At 73.4% G+C, this 16,617-nt stretch carries 15 protein-coding genes; 13 read left to right on the top strand and 2 right to left on the bottom strand.

What is annotated here, in order from left to right:
• Positions 1-33 precede the first annotated feature (33 nt).
• A complete protein-coding gene (gene tnpB / locus JOE61_RS04010; protein WP_204797142.1) occupies positions 34-1,425 on the top strand; it encodes an IS607 family element RNA-guided endonuclease TnpB in 1,392 nt (463 codons plus the stop codon).
• Between the two features lie 492 nt (positions 1,426-1,917).
• Here the strand turns inward: tnpB and yczR are convergent, their stop codons facing one another.
• Entirely contained in the window at positions 1,918-3,351 is a 1,434-nt protein-coding gene (yczR, locus tag JOE61_RS04005; RefSeq protein WP_193667885.1) for a MocR-like transcription factor YczR, read from the bottom strand.
• A gap of 62 nt (positions 3,352-3,413) precedes the next feature.
• Here yczR and yczE point away from each other — a divergent pair, with 62 nt between their 5' ends.
• Complete coding sequence (gene yczE, locus JOE61_RS04000) at positions 3,414-4,106, top strand: membrane protein YczE (RefSeq protein WP_193667886.1); 693 nt, start codon at positions 3,414-3,416, stop codon at positions 4,104-4,106.
• Here yczE and JOE61_RS03995 read toward each other — a convergent pair.
• Complete coding sequence (locus tag JOE61_RS03995) at positions 4,087-4,656, bottom strand: O-methyltransferase (RefSeq protein WP_193667887.1); 570 nt, start codon at positions 4,654-4,656, stop codon at positions 4,087-4,089. The two genes, yczE and JOE61_RS03995, sit on opposite strands and share 20 nt — an antisense overlap.
• A 402-nt stretch (positions 4,657-5,058) precedes the next feature.
• Between JOE61_RS03995 and JOE61_RS22035 the strand changes: the two genes are divergently transcribed.
• The 11 genes from JOE61_RS22035 (at position 5,059) to JOE61_RS03945 (ending at position 16,295) form a co-directional block, all read left to right on the top strand.
• Positions 5,059-5,184, top strand: a complete 126-nt coding sequence (locus JOE61_RS22035) for a hypothetical protein (RefSeq protein WP_264675470.1) — start codon at positions 5,059-5,061, stop codon at positions 5,182-5,184.
• A gap of 10 nt (positions 5,185-5,194) precedes the next feature.
• On the top strand, positions 5,195-6,277 hold the full coding sequence (locus JOE61_RS03990) for a 3-isopropylmalate dehydrogenase (RefSeq protein WP_193667888.1): 1,083 nt from the start codon (positions 5,195-5,197) through the stop codon (positions 6,275-6,277).
• A gap of 33 nt (positions 6,278-6,310) precedes the next feature.
• Entirely contained in the window at positions 6,311-7,399 is a 1,089-nt protein-coding gene (locus JOE61_RS03985) for a branched-chain amino acid aminotransferase (protein ID WP_193667889.1), read from the top strand.
• Between the two features lie 52 nt (positions 7,400-7,451).
• A complete protein-coding gene (locus tag JOE61_RS03980) occupies positions 7,452-8,477 on the top strand; it encodes a FecCD family ABC transporter permease (RefSeq protein ID WP_307822793.1) in 1,026 nt (341 codons plus the stop codon).
• On the top strand, positions 8,474-9,544 hold the full coding sequence (locus JOE61_RS03975) for a FecCD family ABC transporter permease (RefSeq protein ID WP_204797141.1): 1,071 nt from the start codon (positions 8,474-8,476) through the stop codon (positions 9,542-9,544). Before JOE61_RS03980 ends, JOE61_RS03975 begins: the two co-directional genes overlap by 4 nt.
• Positions 9,541-10,371 carry an ABC transporter ATP-binding protein gene (locus JOE61_RS03970; RefSeq protein ID WP_193667891.1) on the top strand — a complete coding sequence of 277 codons (831 nt, stop codon included), beginning with the start codon at positions 9,541-9,543 and terminating at the stop codon, positions 10,369-10,371. Before JOE61_RS03975 ends, JOE61_RS03970 begins: the two co-directional genes overlap by 4 nt.
• Positions 10,372-10,474: 103 nt before the next feature.
• Positions 10,475-11,464 carry an iron-siderophore ABC transporter substrate-binding protein gene (locus tag JOE61_RS03965; protein ID WP_204797140.1) on the top strand — a complete coding sequence of 330 codons (990 nt, stop codon included), beginning with the start codon at positions 10,475-10,477 and terminating at the stop codon, positions 11,462-11,464.
• Positions 11,465-11,490: 26 nt separating this feature from the next.
• Positions 11,491-13,173, top strand: coding sequence for a serine/threonine-protein kinase (locus tag JOE61_RS03960; protein ID WP_193667892.1), 1,683 nt, complete (start codon positions 11,491-11,493; stop codon positions 13,171-13,173).
• A gap of 99 nt (positions 13,174-13,272) precedes the next feature.
• Positions 13,273-14,871, top strand: a complete 1,599-nt coding sequence (cimA, locus tag JOE61_RS03955) for a citramalate synthase (protein WP_193667893.1) — start codon at positions 13,273-13,275, stop codon at positions 14,869-14,871.
• Between the two features lie 178 nt (positions 14,872-15,049).
• Complete coding sequence (locus JOE61_RS03950; protein ID WP_193667894.1) at positions 15,050-15,580, top strand: SigE family RNA polymerase sigma factor; 531 nt, start codon at positions 15,050-15,052, stop codon at positions 15,578-15,580.
• Positions 15,573-16,295, top strand: coding sequence for a hypothetical protein (locus tag JOE61_RS03945; RefSeq protein ID WP_193667895.1), 723 nt, complete (start codon positions 15,573-15,575; stop codon positions 16,293-16,295). Before JOE61_RS03950 ends, JOE61_RS03945 begins: the two co-directional genes overlap by 8 nt.
• Positions 16,296-16,617: the final 322 nt, after the last annotated feature.

The following is a 16,617-nucleotide window of genomic DNA, read 5'->3' as shown; positions in this document are numbered from 1 at the left end:
GCACTGTCGGTGCCGGGCGGCACCATCGGTTTCGTGCCCGTTGCTACCGGATCTGCTGACACGCTCGTGTCGCACACCGGCGTGCCGTTGGCACGTGTGACGACGTTCAAGTTCACCCTCGATGTGAACGACGAGCAGCACCACCGACTCCTCGCGCACGCCGGCGCGTCCCGTCTGGCGTTCAACCACCACCTCGCGCGGGTGAAGGCGAATCTCGACCAACGCGCCGCCGAGAAGTCCTACGGGGTCGACGAGGCGGACCTGACACCGGCGCTGTCATGGTCGAAGATCAGCTTCATCAGCGAGATGAACGCTTGGAAGGACGGTCGCGCACCCGATGCCCGCGTCGAGATCCAGGACGAAGGCACGATCGTCAGAGGGTTGCCGTGGCGCAGCGAGGTTTCTGCCGACGTGTTCGAGACCGCGTCGGTGAACGCCGCGCAGGCGTTGAAGAACTGGGCCAACTCCCGCAAGGGTGCTCGGGCGGGAAAGTCGGCAGGGTTTCCGCGGTTCAAGTCCCGCCACCGCACGACCCCGAAGTTCCGGGTCCGGGCGAAGTACAAGGAGGGGTCCGCGCCGTCGGTCCGCGCCTCCTCGGCACGGGCGATCACGTTCCCCAAGCTCGGCGAGCTCCGCGTCCGGGAGAAGACCCGCCAGCTCCGCCGGCTCTACGAGAGGGGCCGGTTCCACGCCTATGCCGCGGCGTTCACCTACGAACGTGGCCGCTGGACGGTGACCATCACCGGGGTCGCCGCTCAGCTGCACCACCAACGCCGTAACGCCGCTGCACCAGGGCGCACCCAGGCGCGGGTCGGGGTCGACCTGGGTGTGAAGACCCTTGCCGTCGCCGCGGACGAGCACGGCAACCAGATCAAGGTGTGGGAGGGGGTGAAAGCACTACAAGCAGCCCAGGTACGCCTGAAGCTGGCCAACCAAGCTCTCGCGAGAACCAAGCGGAGCTCGAACGGCCGGCGCAAGGCAGCACGTCGTCTGGGCAAGATGCACGGCCGGGTCGCTGCGGTGAGGAAGGCGCTGCTGCACAGTATCTCCTCCGAGCTCGCGAAGGGCTCTGCGGTCCTGGTGATCGAGGACCTCAACGCAGCCGGCATGCTGCGCAACCGCAAGCTCGCGAGGCACATCTCGGATGCCGGGTTCCGTGAACTGCGCCGCCAGCTCGAGTACAAGTCGGCCTGGTACGGCACCGAGCTGGTGGTGGCGGACCGGTGGTTCCCCTCATCGAAGACCTGCTCCAGCTGCGGTGCCGTGAAGGCCTACCTGAGCCTCGCCGACCGGGTCTACGAGTGCGCCGCGTGCGGCCTGGTCATCGACCGCGACCTCAACGCGGCCATCAACCTGGCCCGCTACACCCCACCCACAGACCCCGAGGGCACGAAGACTTCACCGCCGCTACCCGCGGCCGCCTGACACACGCAACAGTGTGTCCGCGCCTGGATGGACCGGGCCGTAGAGCCGACCGCCACCCCGCTACACGAAGGGGCCCTGGGTCGGAACCGAGACAAGACCACCTCGTGTGGCCCTCGGATGACAACCGAGAACCACCGCTCTGTTGGGAGCGGTGGTCAAGGGAAGTCAGTGCGTTCCGAGTAGGGACACACCCAGTCAGAGGAGCAACGGGACCTTGCCTGGGATCGGGAGTTGGACCCGGCCAGGCTAGGACGGCGGGTGGGGGAGCGGCACCTGGTTTCGCAGAGCAGCGCAGCGCACCATCCTGACGACCCGTACGCCGCGGTCGGCGTGTCGCGTGAGGGTCGTCAGGACCGTGGTGGGGCGGTCGGCGTACGGAGGTTGGGCGGGTCACTGGGTCTCGACGGGCGCTCCTCGCTGGCGCTCGTCACCGCTCGACCGACGACCACTCCGCGAGTCGGCTCGTTCGAACCGGCCGGCTCGGCGCGGGACTCAGGCGACCATCACGCGCGTGCCGCGTCGGACGCGGCCGGCGGGGGCGTCACGGACCTCGGCCCAGGCGAGGGCGAGGCGCTCGACGGCGACGGCGAGCTCGTCGGGACGGCGGGTCCAGGGGATGCGCACGTAGCGGTCGAGGCCGCCCTCGGCGGCGAAGACCGGTCCCGGGGCGACGATGACGCCGTGCTGCTCGGCCGCAGCGGCCAGCGCGCTGCCACGGGCCGTCGGCAGCTCGACCCACAGGGCCAGCCCGCCGCCGGGCACCTGGAAGCGCCACTCGGGCAGCCGCTCGGCGACCTCGTGGACCAGCCGGTCGCGCTGCTCGCGCAGCCGCTCGCGGTGCCCGGGCAGCACCGGCCCGTGCTCCAGCAGCCTCGCCAGGGTCAGCTGCTCGAGCACCGGCGCCCCGAGGTCGAGCGCGAGCCTGGCCTCCTGCAGCGTCTCGACGCACTCGTGCGGGGCGCGGACCCAGCCCAGCCGCAGACCGCCCCAGAAGCTCTTGCTCGCGCTGCCGATCGTGATCGTGCCGGGCGCGTGGGCGGCGAACGGGGCGGGCATGTCCTGCCCGTCGAGCGCCAGCGCCTGGTGCGCCTCGTCGACCACCGCGCGGGTGCCGGCGGCGCGCAGGTGCCCGGCGTACGCCGCGCGCTGCTCGTCGCTCATCACGTGGCCGGTCGGGTTCTGGAAGTCCGGCACCAGGTAGGCCAGCCGTGGCCGCGAGCCGCGCAGGCTCGCCCCCACGGCGTCGAGGTCCCAGCCCTCCGGGTCGACCGCCGAGGGCACCAGCCGTGCGCCGGCGTTGCGCAGCGCCTGGGTGGCGTTGGGGTAGACCGGCGACTCGACCAGCACCCGGTCGCCGCGGCCAGCGAACGCCTGCGCCACGACGGCCGCCGCGGCCAGCGCGCCGGGGGTCACCAGCACCTGGTCGGGGTCGGTGGGCAGGCCCCGGGCGTCGTACGACGCGGCGATGCGCTGCTGCAGCCACGGCAGCCCGGCCGGGAAGTAGCCGTGGCCGCCGAGGTGGGCCGGCAGGTCGCCGATCGCGTCGGTGTAGGCCTGCATCAACCCGGCCGGTGCCGGGGCGGCGGCGCAGTTGAGGTCGATGGCGTCGCCGTCGTCGACGCCCGGCAGCAGCGCCCGGTCGTGCGAGCGGGCCCGCCCGCCCGGCACCCGCGTGAACGTGCCCGAGCCCTGCCGCGACACGGCGTACCCGCTCTCGCGCAGCAGTGCGTAGGCGCGCGTGACGGTGGTGCGCGAGACCGCGAGCGCCTCGGTCAGCTCGCGCTCGCTGGGCAGGCGCACGTCGAAGCCGATGCGTCCGTCGCCGATGAGCAGCGTGAGCGTGTCGGCGAGCCCGACGTAGGCGGGGGAGCGGTCGAAGGAGCCGACCAGGGCGGCGACCCGGGCGGCTGAGACGGCGGTGGCCATGCAGACCACTGTCGCACGATTGGCTATTTCACACCAGGCCAATCGGCCTGCACCCTGGACCCATGCTCCTCGCCGACCTCGGACCCCTCGCCCAGCTGCGCGCCGGGCGCCTGGGCCGCCGCCTGCCCCAGCTCTACGTCGGCCTGTGGCTGTACGGCGTCTCGCTGGCCATGATGGTGCGCGCCGACCTCGGCGCCGCCCCGTGGGACGTGCTGCACCTGGGCATCGCCCGCTACGTGCCGCTGAGCCTGGGCGAGGTGCTGATCGTGGTCAGCCTGCTGGTGCTGCTGCTGTGGATCCCGCTGCGCGAGGTGCCCGGCCTGGGCACCATCTCCAACGCGCTGGTCATCGGCGTCGCCACCGACGCCACCTTGTCGGTGCTCGAGCGCCCCGACGAGATGTGGCTGCGGATCACGCTGATGCTCGTCGGCGTGCTCGGCAACGGCGCCGCGACCGCCTTCTACATCGGCGCCCAGCTCGGTCGCGGGCCGCGCGACGGGCTGATGACCGGCCTGCACCGGCGCACCGGCGTCTCGCTGCGCGTGGTGCGCACCGGCCTCGAGGTCACCGTCGTGGCGATCGGCCTCGTGCTCGGCGGCGTCGCCGGCATCGGCACGGTGCTCTACGCGCTGAGCATCGGCCCGGTCACCCAGGCGCTGCTGCCCGCGCTCACGGTGCGGCTGCGACCGCCCGCGGCGCCGCCCCTCGTCGAGCCCGGCGTCGACCCCGCGAGCGCTACCGCTTCGTCGCGATGATCGTGGAGGCGTCGGAGGCGACCATCACCTCGACGGCGGTGAAGCGCGGGTCGGTCAGCCACTGCTCGCGCAGCACGTCGACGCGGCCGTAGGTCACCGGCGGCCACTGCTCGCACGGCGTGAAGTCGTCGAGGACCACGATCCCGCCGTCGGCGACCAGGTCGGCGATCGCGTCGACCCCGACCTCGCCCGGCTGGCCCGAGTCGAGGAAGAGCAGCGAGAAGGGGCCCTTGTCGAGCAGGGTCGACCAGTCGGCGGCCAGCACCTCGACCAGCGGGTCGTCGACGAAGATCTCCGAGGCCGCCCGGGCCAGCCGGGGGTCGAGCTCGGCGGTCACGATGCGGGCGTCCTGCCCGCGCACACCGCTGCGCAGCCAGGCCGTGCCGACCCCGCAGCCGGTGCCGAACTCGGCCATCGTGCCCTCGCGGGTCGCGGCCAGCGTGGCCAGCAGCCGACCGGTCTCGTTGCGGCAGAACGAGACGTAGCCGGCGCGGCGCGAGACCTCGAAGGCGCGGCGCACGACGTCCGGCAGCTCGGGAGGGGCACTCATGGCGGGGAGTCTGTCACCTCGAGACGCTCGTCCCGGATCGTGGACACATTCCGGAAAGCGGTAGCCGGCGTCCGGTGTGCGTGCCTAGGCTGTGTCCACCATGCGGAGCATCTACGTACTTATCGAGTGCCGCGGCGAGGCCCAGCAGCGATAGCTGCCAGTGAGGCCACCTCGCCGCGGTGTTCGGCGTTGCTCTTGGTCTCACGGCACATCTGAAGATGTCTCCGCGGCGGGTCCACTTCGCTGAACACGCGTGATCCGCTCCTCTCGAGGTCTCCACCTCCCATGCGATCCATGGGTCGTCCGTCCCCACCGCGGGGTCATCTCCGGCCGTGGCGTGAGCCATCGCAGGAGAACCACCGCAGGACCGACACCAGATCACCACCGAGAAGGAGACGCACCATGTACGACATGTACCCCGAGTGGGGCCCGGCGGCCCACCACCCCGAGAACCCGCGCAGCGTCGAGGCGGTCCAGGCCTCGCTCGACCTGCGGGACAACGGCGGCCAGCGCCCCGACGACAACTAGCGTTCGGCCCATGACCTCCACTCCTGTCGCGACCGGTCCCGTCAAGCTCGCCGTCATCCCCGGCGACGGCATCGGGCAGGAGGTGACCGCCGAGGCCCTCAAGGTCCTCGAGGTCGCCTCACCGGCAGGGGTCACCTTCGAGCAGACCCGCTACGACCTCGGCGCGGAGCGCTACCTCGCGACCGGCGAGGTGCTGCCCGACACCGTGCTCAGCGAGATCCGCGAGCACGACGCCATCCTGCTCGGCGCCGTCGGCGGCAAGCCGAACGACCCGAGCATCCCTCCCGGCCTCCTCGAGCGCGGCCTGCTGCTGCGGCTGCGCTTCGAGCTCGACCACTACGTCAACCTGCGCCCCTCGCGGATCTTCCCCGGCGTCACCTCGCCGCTGAGCCGCGAGGTCCTCGGCGACGACGAGGTCGACTTCGTCGTGGTGCGCGAGGGCACCGAGGGCCCCTACACCGGCAACGGCGGCGCCCTGCGCGTCGGCACCCCGGCCGAGGTGGCCACCGAGGTCTCCGTCAACACGGCGTACGGCGTGGAGCGCGTCGTGCGCGACGCCTTCGCACGCGCCGAGCGCCGCCCGCGCAAGAAGCTGACCCTGGTCCACAAGACCAACGTGCTGGTGCACGCGGGCTCGGTGTGGTGGCGCCTGACCCAGGCCGTGGCCGCCGAGCACCCCGACGTCACCGTCGACTACATGCACATCGACGCGGCGATGATCCACATGACCACCAACCCGCAGCGCTTCGACGTGGTCGTCACCGACAACCTCTTCGGCGACATCATCACCGACCTGGCCGGCGCCATCAGCGGCGGCATCGGGCTCGCGGCCTCGGGCAACATCAACCCCGACCGCACCACACCGTCGATGTTCGAGCCGGTGCACGGCTCGGCCCCCGACATCGCCGGGCAGCAGGTCGCCGACCCGACCGCGGCGATCCTGTCGACCGCGCTGCTGCTCGACCACCTCGGCCACCCCGAGGCGGCCGCGCGCATCGAGGACGCGGTGCTGGCCGACCTCGCCGAGCGTGGCACGGCGCGTCGCCGCACCGCCGAGGTGGGCGACTCGGTCGCCAAGCGGGTAGCAGGCTGAGCCCCACCTGACGAGAGCGGTAGTTTGATGCCCATGGAGATCAGCGTCACCCGCAACCCCTCGCCCGTCCCCGACGACCGGCTGGCCGAGATCCTGGCCGCCCCCGGGTTCGGCACCCACTTCACCGACCACATGTTCACGGTGGAGTGGACGCCGGAGAAGGGCTGGCACGACGCGCGGATCACGCCGTACGGGCCGCTGACCCTCGACCCCGCGACCGCGGTGCTGCACTACGCGCAGGAGACCTTCGAGGGGATGAAGGCCTACCGCCACGAGGACGGCTCGGTGTGGGCCTTCCGTCCCGAGCAGAACGCCGAGCGAATGGCGCGCTCGAGCCACCGCCTCGCGCTGCCGGTGCTCGAGACCGAGGACTTCCTGGCCGCGGTGCGCGCGCTGGTCGAGGTCGACCAGCGCTGGGTGCCCGACAACACCGGTGAGAAGAGCCTCTACCTGCGGCCCTTCATGTTCGCCTCGGAGAAGTTCCTGGGCGTGCGCCCGTCCCAGCACGTGACCTTCATGGTCATCGCCAGCCCCGCCGGCGCCTACTTCAAGGGCGGGCTCAAGCCGGTGAGCCTGTGGCTGACCGAGGAGTACACCCGCGCCGGTCGCGGCGGCATGGGTGCGGCCAAGACCGGCGGCAACTACGCCTCGTCGCTGGTGGCCCAGCAGGAGGCCACCGCGCACGGCTGCGACCAGGTGGTCTTCCTCGACGCGCAGGAGATGCGCTACGTCGAGGAGCTCGGCGGGATGAACATGTACTTCGTGCACGACGACGGCACCATCGTCACCCCGGCCACCGGCACGATCCTGGAGGGCATCACCCGCGCCTCGATCATCGAGCTGGCGGGCAAGCTGGGGCACCGCGTCGACGAGCACCGCTTCTCGGTCGAGGAGTGGCGCGACGGCGTCACCTCGGGCCGGATCCGCGAGATCTTCGCCTGCGGCACCGCTGCGGTCGTGACCCCCGTCGGCGCGCTCAGGCACGCCGGGGGAGAGGTGCCCGCCCCCGCCGACACCGGCGAGGGCGGCGGCGACCTGACCCGCAGCGTCCGCCAGGCGCTCGTCGACATCCAGTTCGGTCGCGCCGAGGACTCCTTCGGCTGGATGCACCGCATCGTGTGACCTGCGCGACGCCCGGTGTGCGTCGGCGGGAAGGTGAGGCTAGCCTAAGTCGGTGTCCTCGACCCTGACCCGTGCGCCCGCCGCGTCGCTGCGAGGCCCGGTGCTGCCCGGCCTGCTCGCGCTGCTGCTGCTCGCCGTGGTCGCCAGCCTGGCGCTGGGGGCCCGCGACGTCTCGCTGGCGCAGGTGTGGGCCGCGCTGGTCGACCCGGTCGCCGGCGACAACGACCACCTGGTGGTGCGCGACCTGCGGGTGCCGCGCACCCTGGTCGGGCTGGTCGGCGGGGCCGCGCTGGGCGTGGCCGGCGCGCTGATGCAGGGGGTCACCCGCAACCCGATCGCCGACCCCGGGCTGCTGGGGATCAACTCGGGCGCCTCGCTGGCGGTGCTGGGCGCGATCTCCCTGCTCGGCGTCACCTCCGTCTCGGGCTACCTGTGGTTCGCCTTCGCCGGCGCCGCGCTGGCCGCCGTCGTCGTCTACGGCGCCGCGTCGCTGGGCTTCGAGGGCGTCACGCCCGTCAAGCTCGCCCTCGTCGGCGCCGCCGTCACCGCCACCTCGACCTCCGTCATCACCGTCGTGCTGCTCGCCGACACCCAGGCCCTCGACGACTACCGGTTCTGGCAGGTCGGCTCGCTGGCCAACCGCCCCCTCGACGTGCTGACCACGGTGCTGCCCTTCGTGCTCGTCGGCCTCGCGCTGTCGCTCGCGGCCGGCCGCGTGCTCAACGCGCTGGCACTGGGCGACGACGTGGCCCGCGGGCTGGGCCAGGACGTCGTGCGCGGGCGCCTGCTGGTCGTGCTCGCGGTGGTGCTGCTCTGCGGCTCGGCGGTCTCGATGGTCGGCCCCATCGCCTTCGTGGGTCTCGCGGTGCCGCACCTGGCCCGGGTGCTCGTCGGCCTCGACTACCGCTGGATCGTCACGGTCTCGGCGCTGCTGGGCCCCGTGCTGCTGCTGGGCGCCGACGTCGTGGGTCGCCTCGTCGTGCGCCCCGGTGAGCTCGAGGCCGGGCTGGTCGTCGCCCTGGTCGGGGCGCCGGTGCTGCTGCTGATCGTGCGCCGCTCGACGGCGGTGGCCGCGTGAGCGCGGGCATGCTGGAACGCAGCCCCCTGGGGCGCCACCAGGTCGCCGCAGCAGGCCTGCGGGCCGCGCGCAGGCGCCGCCGCACCCGGCGTACGGGCGTGCTGGCGGTGCTCGTCGCGCTGGCCCTGTCGCTCTCGGGTGCGGCGCTGGTGATGGGTGACTTCCCGCTCTCGCTCGGCCAGGTGCTGGGCGCGCTGGTCGGTGCCGAGGACCCGTCGGCGCGCTTCATCGTCGTCGAGCTGCGCGCGCCCCGGCTGCTGCTCGCGGTGCTGGTCGGCGTCGCCTTCGGGCTCGCCGGCGCGCTGTTCCAGTCGGTGCTGCGCAACCCCCTGGCCAGCCCCGACATCATCGGCATCTCGCAGGGGGCCAGCGCCGGCGCGGTCGCCGCCCTGCTGCTCGGCGGGCTCAGCGGGGCGGCGGTGTCGCTGTCGGCGCTGGGCGGGGGCTCGCTCGTCGGCCTGCTGCTGTACGCCGTCGCGTGGCGCGGCGGGATGACCGGTCACCGCTTCGTGCTCTCGGGCATCGGGGTGGCCTACGTCTGCGCGGCGGTGGTCGGCTACCTGCTGACGCGCAGCGAGGTGAACCAGGCCCAGGTGGCGCTGCGCTGGATGGCCGGCAGCCTGGCCCAGGCCGAGTGGGGGCTGGTGCAGGTGCTCGCGGGCGCGCTGGCGCTGCTGGTGCCGCTGGTGGCCCTGGTCGCTCGCCGCCTCGACCTGCTCCTGCTGGGCGACGACCAGGCCGGCGGCCTCGGGCTGCGTCCCGAGCTGGTGCGCGCCGCGGTGATCGCGCTCGGCGTCGCCCTGGCGTGCGCCGCGACCGCCGCGGCCGGGCCGGTGGCCTTCGTGGCGTTCGTCGCCGCGCCGGTCGCGCGCCGGCTGCTCTCCGACGGCAGCCTGGCGCTGGCGGAGTCGGCGCTGGTGGGCGTCGTGCTGGTGGTGGGGGCCGACCTGCTGGCCCAGCACCTCCTGCCCGGCGACCTGTCGGTGCCCGTGGGGGTCGTCACCGGCGCGATCGGTGGGCCCTACCTGATCTGGCTGATGAGCACCGGAAGGACGGCAGCACGATGACCGACCAGAACCGCCTGGTGGCGCACGGCGTGCACCTGGCCTACGACCAGCACCGGGTGGTGCACGGGGTCGACCTCGCGGTGCCGACCGGTCAGGTCACGGCGATCGTGGGCGCCAACGGCTGCGGCAAGTCGACGCTGCTGCGCGGGCTGGGGCGCATCCTGCGCCCGGTCGAGGGCCGTGTCGAGCTCGGCGGGCGCGACCTGCACCGGATGCGTCCGCGCGAGGTCGCCTCGGTGCTGGGCCTGCTGCCCCAGCAGCCGGTGGCGCCCGAGGGGATCAGCGTCGGCGACCTGGTCGGTCGAGGCCGCCACCCGCACCAGGGCGCCTTCCGCCGCTGGAGCGCCGACGACGCCGACGCGGTCGCCCGGGCCCTGGCGCTCACCGACACCCAGGACCTCGTGGGGAGGCGGGTCGAGGAGCTCTCCGGCGGTCAGCGCCAACGCGTCTGGGTGGCGATGATGCTCGCCCAGGACCCGCGCATCCTGCTGCTCGACGAGCCCACCACCTACCTCGACATCGCCCACCAGGTCGACGTCCTCGACCTGCTGGCCGACCTCAACGAGCAGCGGGGCACCACCGTGGTGATGGTGCTGCACGACCTCAACCTCGCCGCGCGCTACGCCGACCACCTGGTCGTGATGGCCCGCGGGCGGCTGGTGCGCGAGGGGGCGCCGGCCGACGTGCTCGACGCGCAGTGCGTCCGCGAGGCCTTCGGCCTGGTGGCGCGGGTCGTCGCCGACCCGGTGACCGGGTGCCCGATGGTGATCCCCGCCGGGGCCCGGGAGCGCCGAGGAGCAGAGTGCGGTAAGGTTAGCCTCACCTAATAAACGACCGGGCTCGGCCGGTCCTTCACAGTGAGGAGTGGACGTGTCGTCCCTTCGTCGACGGACCTCCCGGTCCCGCCTGTCCGGTCTCGTCCTTCCCCTCGTGGCGGGCCTGCTGGTGCTGCCCCTGGCCGCCTGCGGCACCGACGACGCCGCCGAGGAGCCCCAGACCGACGACGCCGCCGGTGCCGAGGAGTTCGAGCCGGTCACCGTCGAGCACGCCTTCGGTGCCACCGAGGTCACCGAGCGCCCCGAGCGCGTCGTCACCTGGGGCTGGGGCACCCCCGACGCCGTGCTCGCGCTGGGCGTGGTGCCCGTGGCCATGGAGAAGCTCAGCTACGGCGCCTCCGAGGAGGGCTTCATGCCGTGGCAGGAGGAGGCCTTCGAGGAGCTCGACGCCGAGCAGCCCACCGCGCTGACGCCCGGCGAGGCGCCGCCGTTCGAGGAGATCGCCGCCGCGGCCCCCGACGTGATCCTGGCCAACTACTCCGGCATCACCGAGGCCGACTACGACAAGCTCACCCAGATCGCCCCGACCGTGGCCTACCCCGACCAGCCGTGGTCGACGCCGTGGCGCGAGGTCATCACCACCGTCGGCGACGTGCTGGGCCAGGACGACGAGGCCGACCAGGTGCTCGCCGACATCGACGCCGACGTGGCCGCCGCGGCCGAGGCGCACCCCGAGTTCGAGGGCACCAGCATCGCCGCGGTCGCCATCGACCCGAGCGCCTTCTACGTCTACAGCGCCGCCGACCCGCGTGTGCAGTTCCTCGAGGACCTCGGCTTCACCGTCGCCCCGAGCGTCGACGAGCTCGACACCGGCGAGAGCACCTTCTACTACACGCTCAGCACCGAGAACGTCGACCAGCTGGAGTCCGACGTGCTGCTGTCCTACGCCGCGACGCAGGAGCGGGCCGACGAGATCGCCGAGGACCCGACGTACCAGACCATGGAGCAGTTCCAGGAGGGTCACGTGGCCACCGTCGCGGGCGAGGCCGTCGTCTCCTCGGTCTCCCCGCCGACCGCGCTGTCGCTGACCTACAGCCTCGACACCTTCGTCGAGGCGCTGGCCGGTGCCGTCTCCAGCGAGTGAGGCCCCGGTGTCGGTAGCCTCGTGACGTGAGCACCACGCCGCGCAGCGCCGCCCTCGCCACCGTCGGCGGCTACACGCTGCTGACCCAGATCGGCGAGGGCGGCATGGGCGTGGTGCACCTGGCCCGGCGCCCCGGCGGCGAGCGGGTGGCGCTCAAGGTGCTGCGCCCCCACGTCGTCGGCGGCGACGAGGCCCGCCAGCGGCTCGAGCGCGAGGTCTCCTCGCTCTCGCGGGTGCGCAGCCGCTGGGTGGCCGAGGTCATCGACGCCGACCCCTGGGGCGACGTGCCCTACGTCGCCACCCGCTACGTGCCCGGGCTCTCCCTGCACGACCACGTCGTCGAGGAGGGCCCGGTCGTCGGGCGCGACCTCGTCTGGTTCGCCGGGTGCCTGGCCGAGGGCCTGGCCTCGGTGCACGAGGTCGGGGTGCTGCACCGCGACGTCAAGCCCTCCAACGTGCTGATGGAGGGCCGCACCCCGATCCTCATCGACTTCGGGCTGGCCCGCGTCGCCGACGACCCGCGCCTGACCCACACCGGCTGGCTGATCGGCACCCCCGGCTACCTGGCCCCCGAGATCCTCTACGGCGACGACGCCAGCACCGCCTCCGACGTGCACTCGTGGGCGGCCACGGTCGCCTACGCCGGCACCGGCCGGGCCCCCTTCGGGCGGGGCCCCTCGATGGCGGTGATGGACCGGGTGCGCCGCGGCGAGCACGACCTCGACGGGCTGCGCGGCGACCTGCACGACGTCGTCGAGGCCGCCCTCGACCCCGACCCGGAGCGTCGGCCCACCCTGGGGGAGATCCTCGACTGGCTGCGCCCGCAGTCGACCCAGGTGCACCGGCGACCGGTCGCCGGCCCGCTGCCCGAGGTGGTCGAGACCGCGCCGATGCGGGCCGCCGTGTGGCCTGAGGAGGAGACCCGCGTCGAGGCCGAGCCGGTCGACTGGCAGGAGGGCCGGCAGGACGACTGGCGGGACGACCGGCCGGAGGAGGGCCCGCACACCGCCGTGCTGCCCACCGAGCAGTGGTCCGACGAGCAGTGGTCCGACCAGCAGTGGGACGACCAGGCGCCTCGGGTGCCGCCGCTCGAGCGGGTGCGCCGCGGGCTGCTCACCCTGGCCGGCGGGGTGGCCGTGGCGGTCGGGGTGGCCGCGGTGCCGTACGCCGGCCTGGCGCTGGTGCTGGTGGCCGTCTGGCTGCTGCGCAGCGGGTCGCTGGCCGCCAGCCACGTGGGCGATCGCCGGCGGCTGCGCGGGCGTCGCTGGTACGACGCGCCCGTGGTGCTGGTGCGCGCGCCGTGGGACCTGCTGCGCTCCATCCCCTCCACGATCGTGCTGCAGCTGTGGGCCCTCGGGCTGGCCGCGGCCGCGGGACTGGTCTGCTACTCGTTGGCCGCCGGCACCGTCGTGACGCTGCTCGCGGGCGCCGGGGCCCTGGTGCTGGGGCTGTGGTGGGGGCCGGGCGGCTCGCGGGTGCGCTCGCCCCTGGGCCGCGTGGTGCGCCCGCTCTCGGCCGCCCCGGGGCGCTGGGTCGCGGGGCTGCTGCTGGTCACGGTGGCCGCCGGGGCGGCGGCGTACGTGCTCGACCAGCGGGGCCCCTGGTGGGTGCCGGCGCAGGACCAGCCGGTCGGATCGCGAGACGCCGCCCGTGGCGGTGTGGTCGGTGGCACACTCGACGACGTGCAGCACGTCTCCATCATTCGCTAGCGCGCCGGGACCTCCCCGGCGCGCCAACCTCTCGTCCGCGAGAGGTTTTTTTGTTGGAGCACCTCCCCACGACCCCCACCCAGCAGCGGAGCAGCAGCGATGGACCTCCACGGCGCCTTCCACGTCTACGACACGACCCTGCGCGACGGAGCGCAGCAGGAGGGGCTGAACCTGTCGGTCGCCGACAAGCTCGCGATCGCGCGCCAGCTCGACGGGCTCGGTGTGGGCTACATCGAGGGCGGGTGGCCGGGGGCGAACCCCAAGGACACCGAGTTCTTCCGCCGCGCCGCCACCGAGCTCGACCTGTCCCACGCCCGCCTGGCCGCCTTCGGCGCCACGCGGCGCGCCGGCGCCCGGGCCGCCGACGACCCGCAGGTGGCCGCGCTGCGCGACAGCGGCGCCGGGGTGGTGACGCTGGTGGCCAAGTCGCACGACCGCCACGTCGAGCTGGCGCTGCGCACCACGCTCGAGGAGAACCTCGCGATGGTGCGTGACACCGTGGCCCACCTGCGCGCCGAGGGCCAGCAGGTCTTCCTCGACGCCGAGCACTTCTTCGACGGCTACCGCGCCAACCGCGACTACGCGCTCGAGGTGCTGCGCACCGCCTTCGAGGCCGGCGCCGAGGTGGCCGCGCTGTGCGACACCAACGGCGGGATGCTGCCGCCGTGGGTCTCCGACGTGGTCCACGACGTCGTCGAGACGACCGGCGGGCGCATCGGCATCCACTGCCACAACGACACCGGCTGCGCGGTGGCCAACTCGCTGGCCGCCGTCGACGCGGGGGCGACGCACGTGCAGGGCACCGTCAACGGCTACGGCGAGCGCACCGGCAACGCCGACCTCGTCACCGTCGTGGCCAACCTCGAGCTCAAGCTGGACCGTCAGGTGCTGCCGCCGGGGCTGCTGCGCGACGCGACCCGCATCGCCCACGCCGTCGCCGAGGTCACCAACATCGCGCCGGCCGCGCGCCAGCCCTACGTCGGCACCTCCGCCTTCGCCCACAAGGCCGGGCTGCACGCGAGCGCGATCAAGGTCGACCCCGACCTCTACCAGCACATGGACCCCCTCGGCGTCGGCAACGACATGAGGCTGCTGGTCTCCGACATGGCCGGGCGCGCCTCCATCGAGCTCAAGGGCCGCGAGCTCGGCTTCGACCTGTCGGGCGACACCCCCGAGGCCAAGGCGCTGCTCACCCGCATCACCGAGCGGGTCAAGGTGCTCGAGGGACGCGGCTACACCTTCGAGGCCGCCGACGCCTCCTTCGAGCTGCTGCTGGTCGAGGAGGTCGAGGGCGAGCGGCCGTCGTACGTCGACGTGGAGTCGTGGCGCGTCATCACCGAGACCCAGCCCGGCCCGGGGGTGGAGGCGCTCTCGGAGGCGACCGTGAAGCTGCGGGCCGGGGGAGTGCGCTACGTCGTGGCGGGCGAGGGCAACGGTCCGGTCAACGCGCTCGACCACGCCCTGCGCTCCGCGATCGGCCAGGCCTACCCGGAGGTCGCCCGGCTCGAGCTCGTCGACTACAAGGTGCGCATCCTCGACCAGGGCCACGGCACCGACGCGATCACCCGGGTGCTCATCGAGACCGCCGACGGCGAGGGCTCGTGGGTCACCGTCGGGGTGGGGCACAACGTCGTGCAGGCCTCGTGGGAGGCACTGCTCGACGCCGTCACCTTCGGGCTGCGGCGCCACCACCGCTGAGGCCCGCCGAGCGGTCACTTCTGCACCATCGAGCAGTCGATCCTGGGATCGGGTCCCCGGTGACGGCGTACGACGTCAGCGCTCGCCGCGAGACTCCCCGCCGGCAGGTGTGACATCGGGCGGGGGTGCTGCGTCGACAAGGATGAGCCCACCGAGCCGCCACCCCAGGAGCGAACACATGCAGGAGCAGGAGTTCGAGGAGCTCGCCCGAGCGCGAGCGCCCCAGCTCTACCGGTCGGCCTGGCTGCTGTGCGGCAGCCACCACGAGGCCGAGGACCTGGTGCAGGAGACCCTGGCCAAGGTCTTCAGCCGGTGGAGCTCCCCGTTCGGCCGCCGCATCGACAACCCGGCGGCGTACGCCCAGACCACCCTGACCCGCACCTTCATCAGCGCGCGCCGCCGGCGCAGCAGCGGGGAGGTGCCGCGCAGCGACCTGCCCGACTCGGCCGACACGGCGACCTCCGAGGCGGCCGCGCTCAGCGAGACCCGCCTCGCGATCCTCGAGGCGCTGGCGGGGCTCCGGCCCGCCGACCGGGCCGTGCTGGTGCTGCGCTACCTCGAGGACCTCTCGGTGGAGGAGACCGCGCAGCGGATGGGCACGTCGTCGGGCGCGGTGCGCACCCGGTCGGCACGAGCGCTGGAGCGGGTGCGGCCCCTGCTCGACCGCTCGCTCACGACCACGACCACGAGAGGCGACGACCATGAGTGACCCGACCCCGACCACCGACCGCGCCGCCTCCGGGTTGCTCCACGCCGCGACCGACACCCTCGTCCCCGACGTCGACCGGCTGGTGCGTGGTGGCGTGTCCCGGGGACGCGCCCTGCGTCGCCGCCGTCGGGTCGGCGCCTCGCTGGCCGCGCTGGCCGCGGTCGTCGCGGTCGGCGTGGCCGTCGGCGTGGGCACCCCGTTGCTCGGCGGCGACGCGGCGCCGCCCGAGGTCGCGGACACGCAGACCGACGACGTCCGGGCGACCGACCGGGCGCTCGCCGTCACGGCCGCCGACATCCCCGCCCTCGTCGACGAGATCCTGGGGTCCGAGGCCACCGCCCCCGTGAAGGGCGTCCCGACGTACACCAAGGACGCGGCCCGGGAGAAGATCAAGCACTTCCTCTACGACGGCGCGCGCGCCACTGTCATCATCGAGCCCGCGGGCCTCACCTGCTCCGAGCGGGTCGCGATGGACGCCGCGGAGGAGCGTCTCGACGTGCGCAGCAGCTGCGGGGAGCAGGGCGGGCTGACGGTGCTGACCTCCCGCGAGCGTGTGGACGAGGTCGTGACCCGCGAGGCCAGCGCCTGGAACCACGGCTACGTCGTGCGGGCCCTTTCCACCAACGCCGACCGGCGCACGGTCGTCGAGGCGCCGACGCTCTCGCAGGACGAGCTGCTCGCCCTCGCTACCAGCGAGCGCTGGTTCGGGCGGTGAGTGTCCGACGCTGCGTACGCCGGCCGTCCGCGCGCCGAGCCGCCTGGTTCGACGTGAAGTCGTGGCGCGTCATCCGGTGAGGGGGCGAAGTGCGGGTCGCGGCAGATGAGCGCGCGCTGACGCGCACGCTACGCGGCTACTAGGAGACTTCCCAGCAGGACCGGCGTCTGGCCAGACTCGGTCCAGGGGTCCGGCGGGACGCTCGTTATGCGGCTGCCCACCGGCTACTGGGGTGTGGCTCTCATCTGGACTGCGACCCGTCGGGCCCCGTGACGAGGAGTGGCTCAAGAGGGGTCTGCCCAGCTCGTAGTAGCAATGCCCA

It is taken from the genome of Nocardioides salarius (assembly GCF_016907435.1).
Taxonomy (GTDB): Bacteria; Actinomycetota; Actinomycetes; order Propionibacteriales; family Nocardioidaceae; genus Nocardioides; species Nocardioides salarius.
This window is presented reverse-complemented; position numbering and strand designations above follow the sequence as displayed.

Bases quoted from the DNA above. Each gene is read 5' to 3' on its own strand.
- yczR (WP_193667885.1), bottom strand. From the start codon at position 3,351: ATGGCCACCGCCGTCTCAGCCGCCCGGGTCGCCGCCCTGGTCGGCTCC.
- yczE (WP_193667886.1), top strand. From the start codon at position 3,414: ATGCTCCTCGCCGACCTCGGACCCCTCGCCCAGCTGCGCGCCGGGCGC.
- JOE61_RS03995 (WP_193667887.1), bottom strand. From the start codon at position 4,656: ATGAGTGCCCCTCCCGAGCTGCCGGACGTCGTGCGCCGCGCCTTCGAG.
- JOE61_RS22035 (WP_264675470.1), top strand. From the start codon at position 5,059: ATGTACGACATGTACCCCGAGTGGGGCCCGGCGGCCCACCACCCCGAG.
- JOE61_RS03990 (WP_193667888.1), top strand. From the start codon at position 5,195: ATGACCTCCACTCCTGTCGCGACCGGTCCCGTCAAGCTCGCCGTCATC.
- JOE61_RS03985 (WP_193667889.1), top strand. From the start codon at position 6,311: ATGGAGATCAGCGTCACCCGCAACCCCTCGCCCGTCCCCGACGACCGG.
- JOE61_RS03970 (WP_193667891.1), top strand. From the start codon at position 9,541: ATGACCGACCAGAACCGCCTGGTGGCGCACGGCGTGCACCTGGCCTAC.
- cimA (WP_193667893.1), top strand. From the start codon at position 13,273: ATGGACCTCCACGGCGCCTTCCACGTCTACGACACGACCCTGCGCGAC.
- JOE61_RS03950 (WP_193667894.1), top strand. From the start codon at position 15,050: ATGCAGGAGCAGGAGTTCGAGGAGCTCGCCCGAGCGCGAGCGCCCCAG.
- JOE61_RS03945 (WP_193667895.1), top strand. From the start codon at position 15,573: ATGAGTGACCCGACCCCGACCACCGACCGCGCCGCCTCCGGGTTGCTC.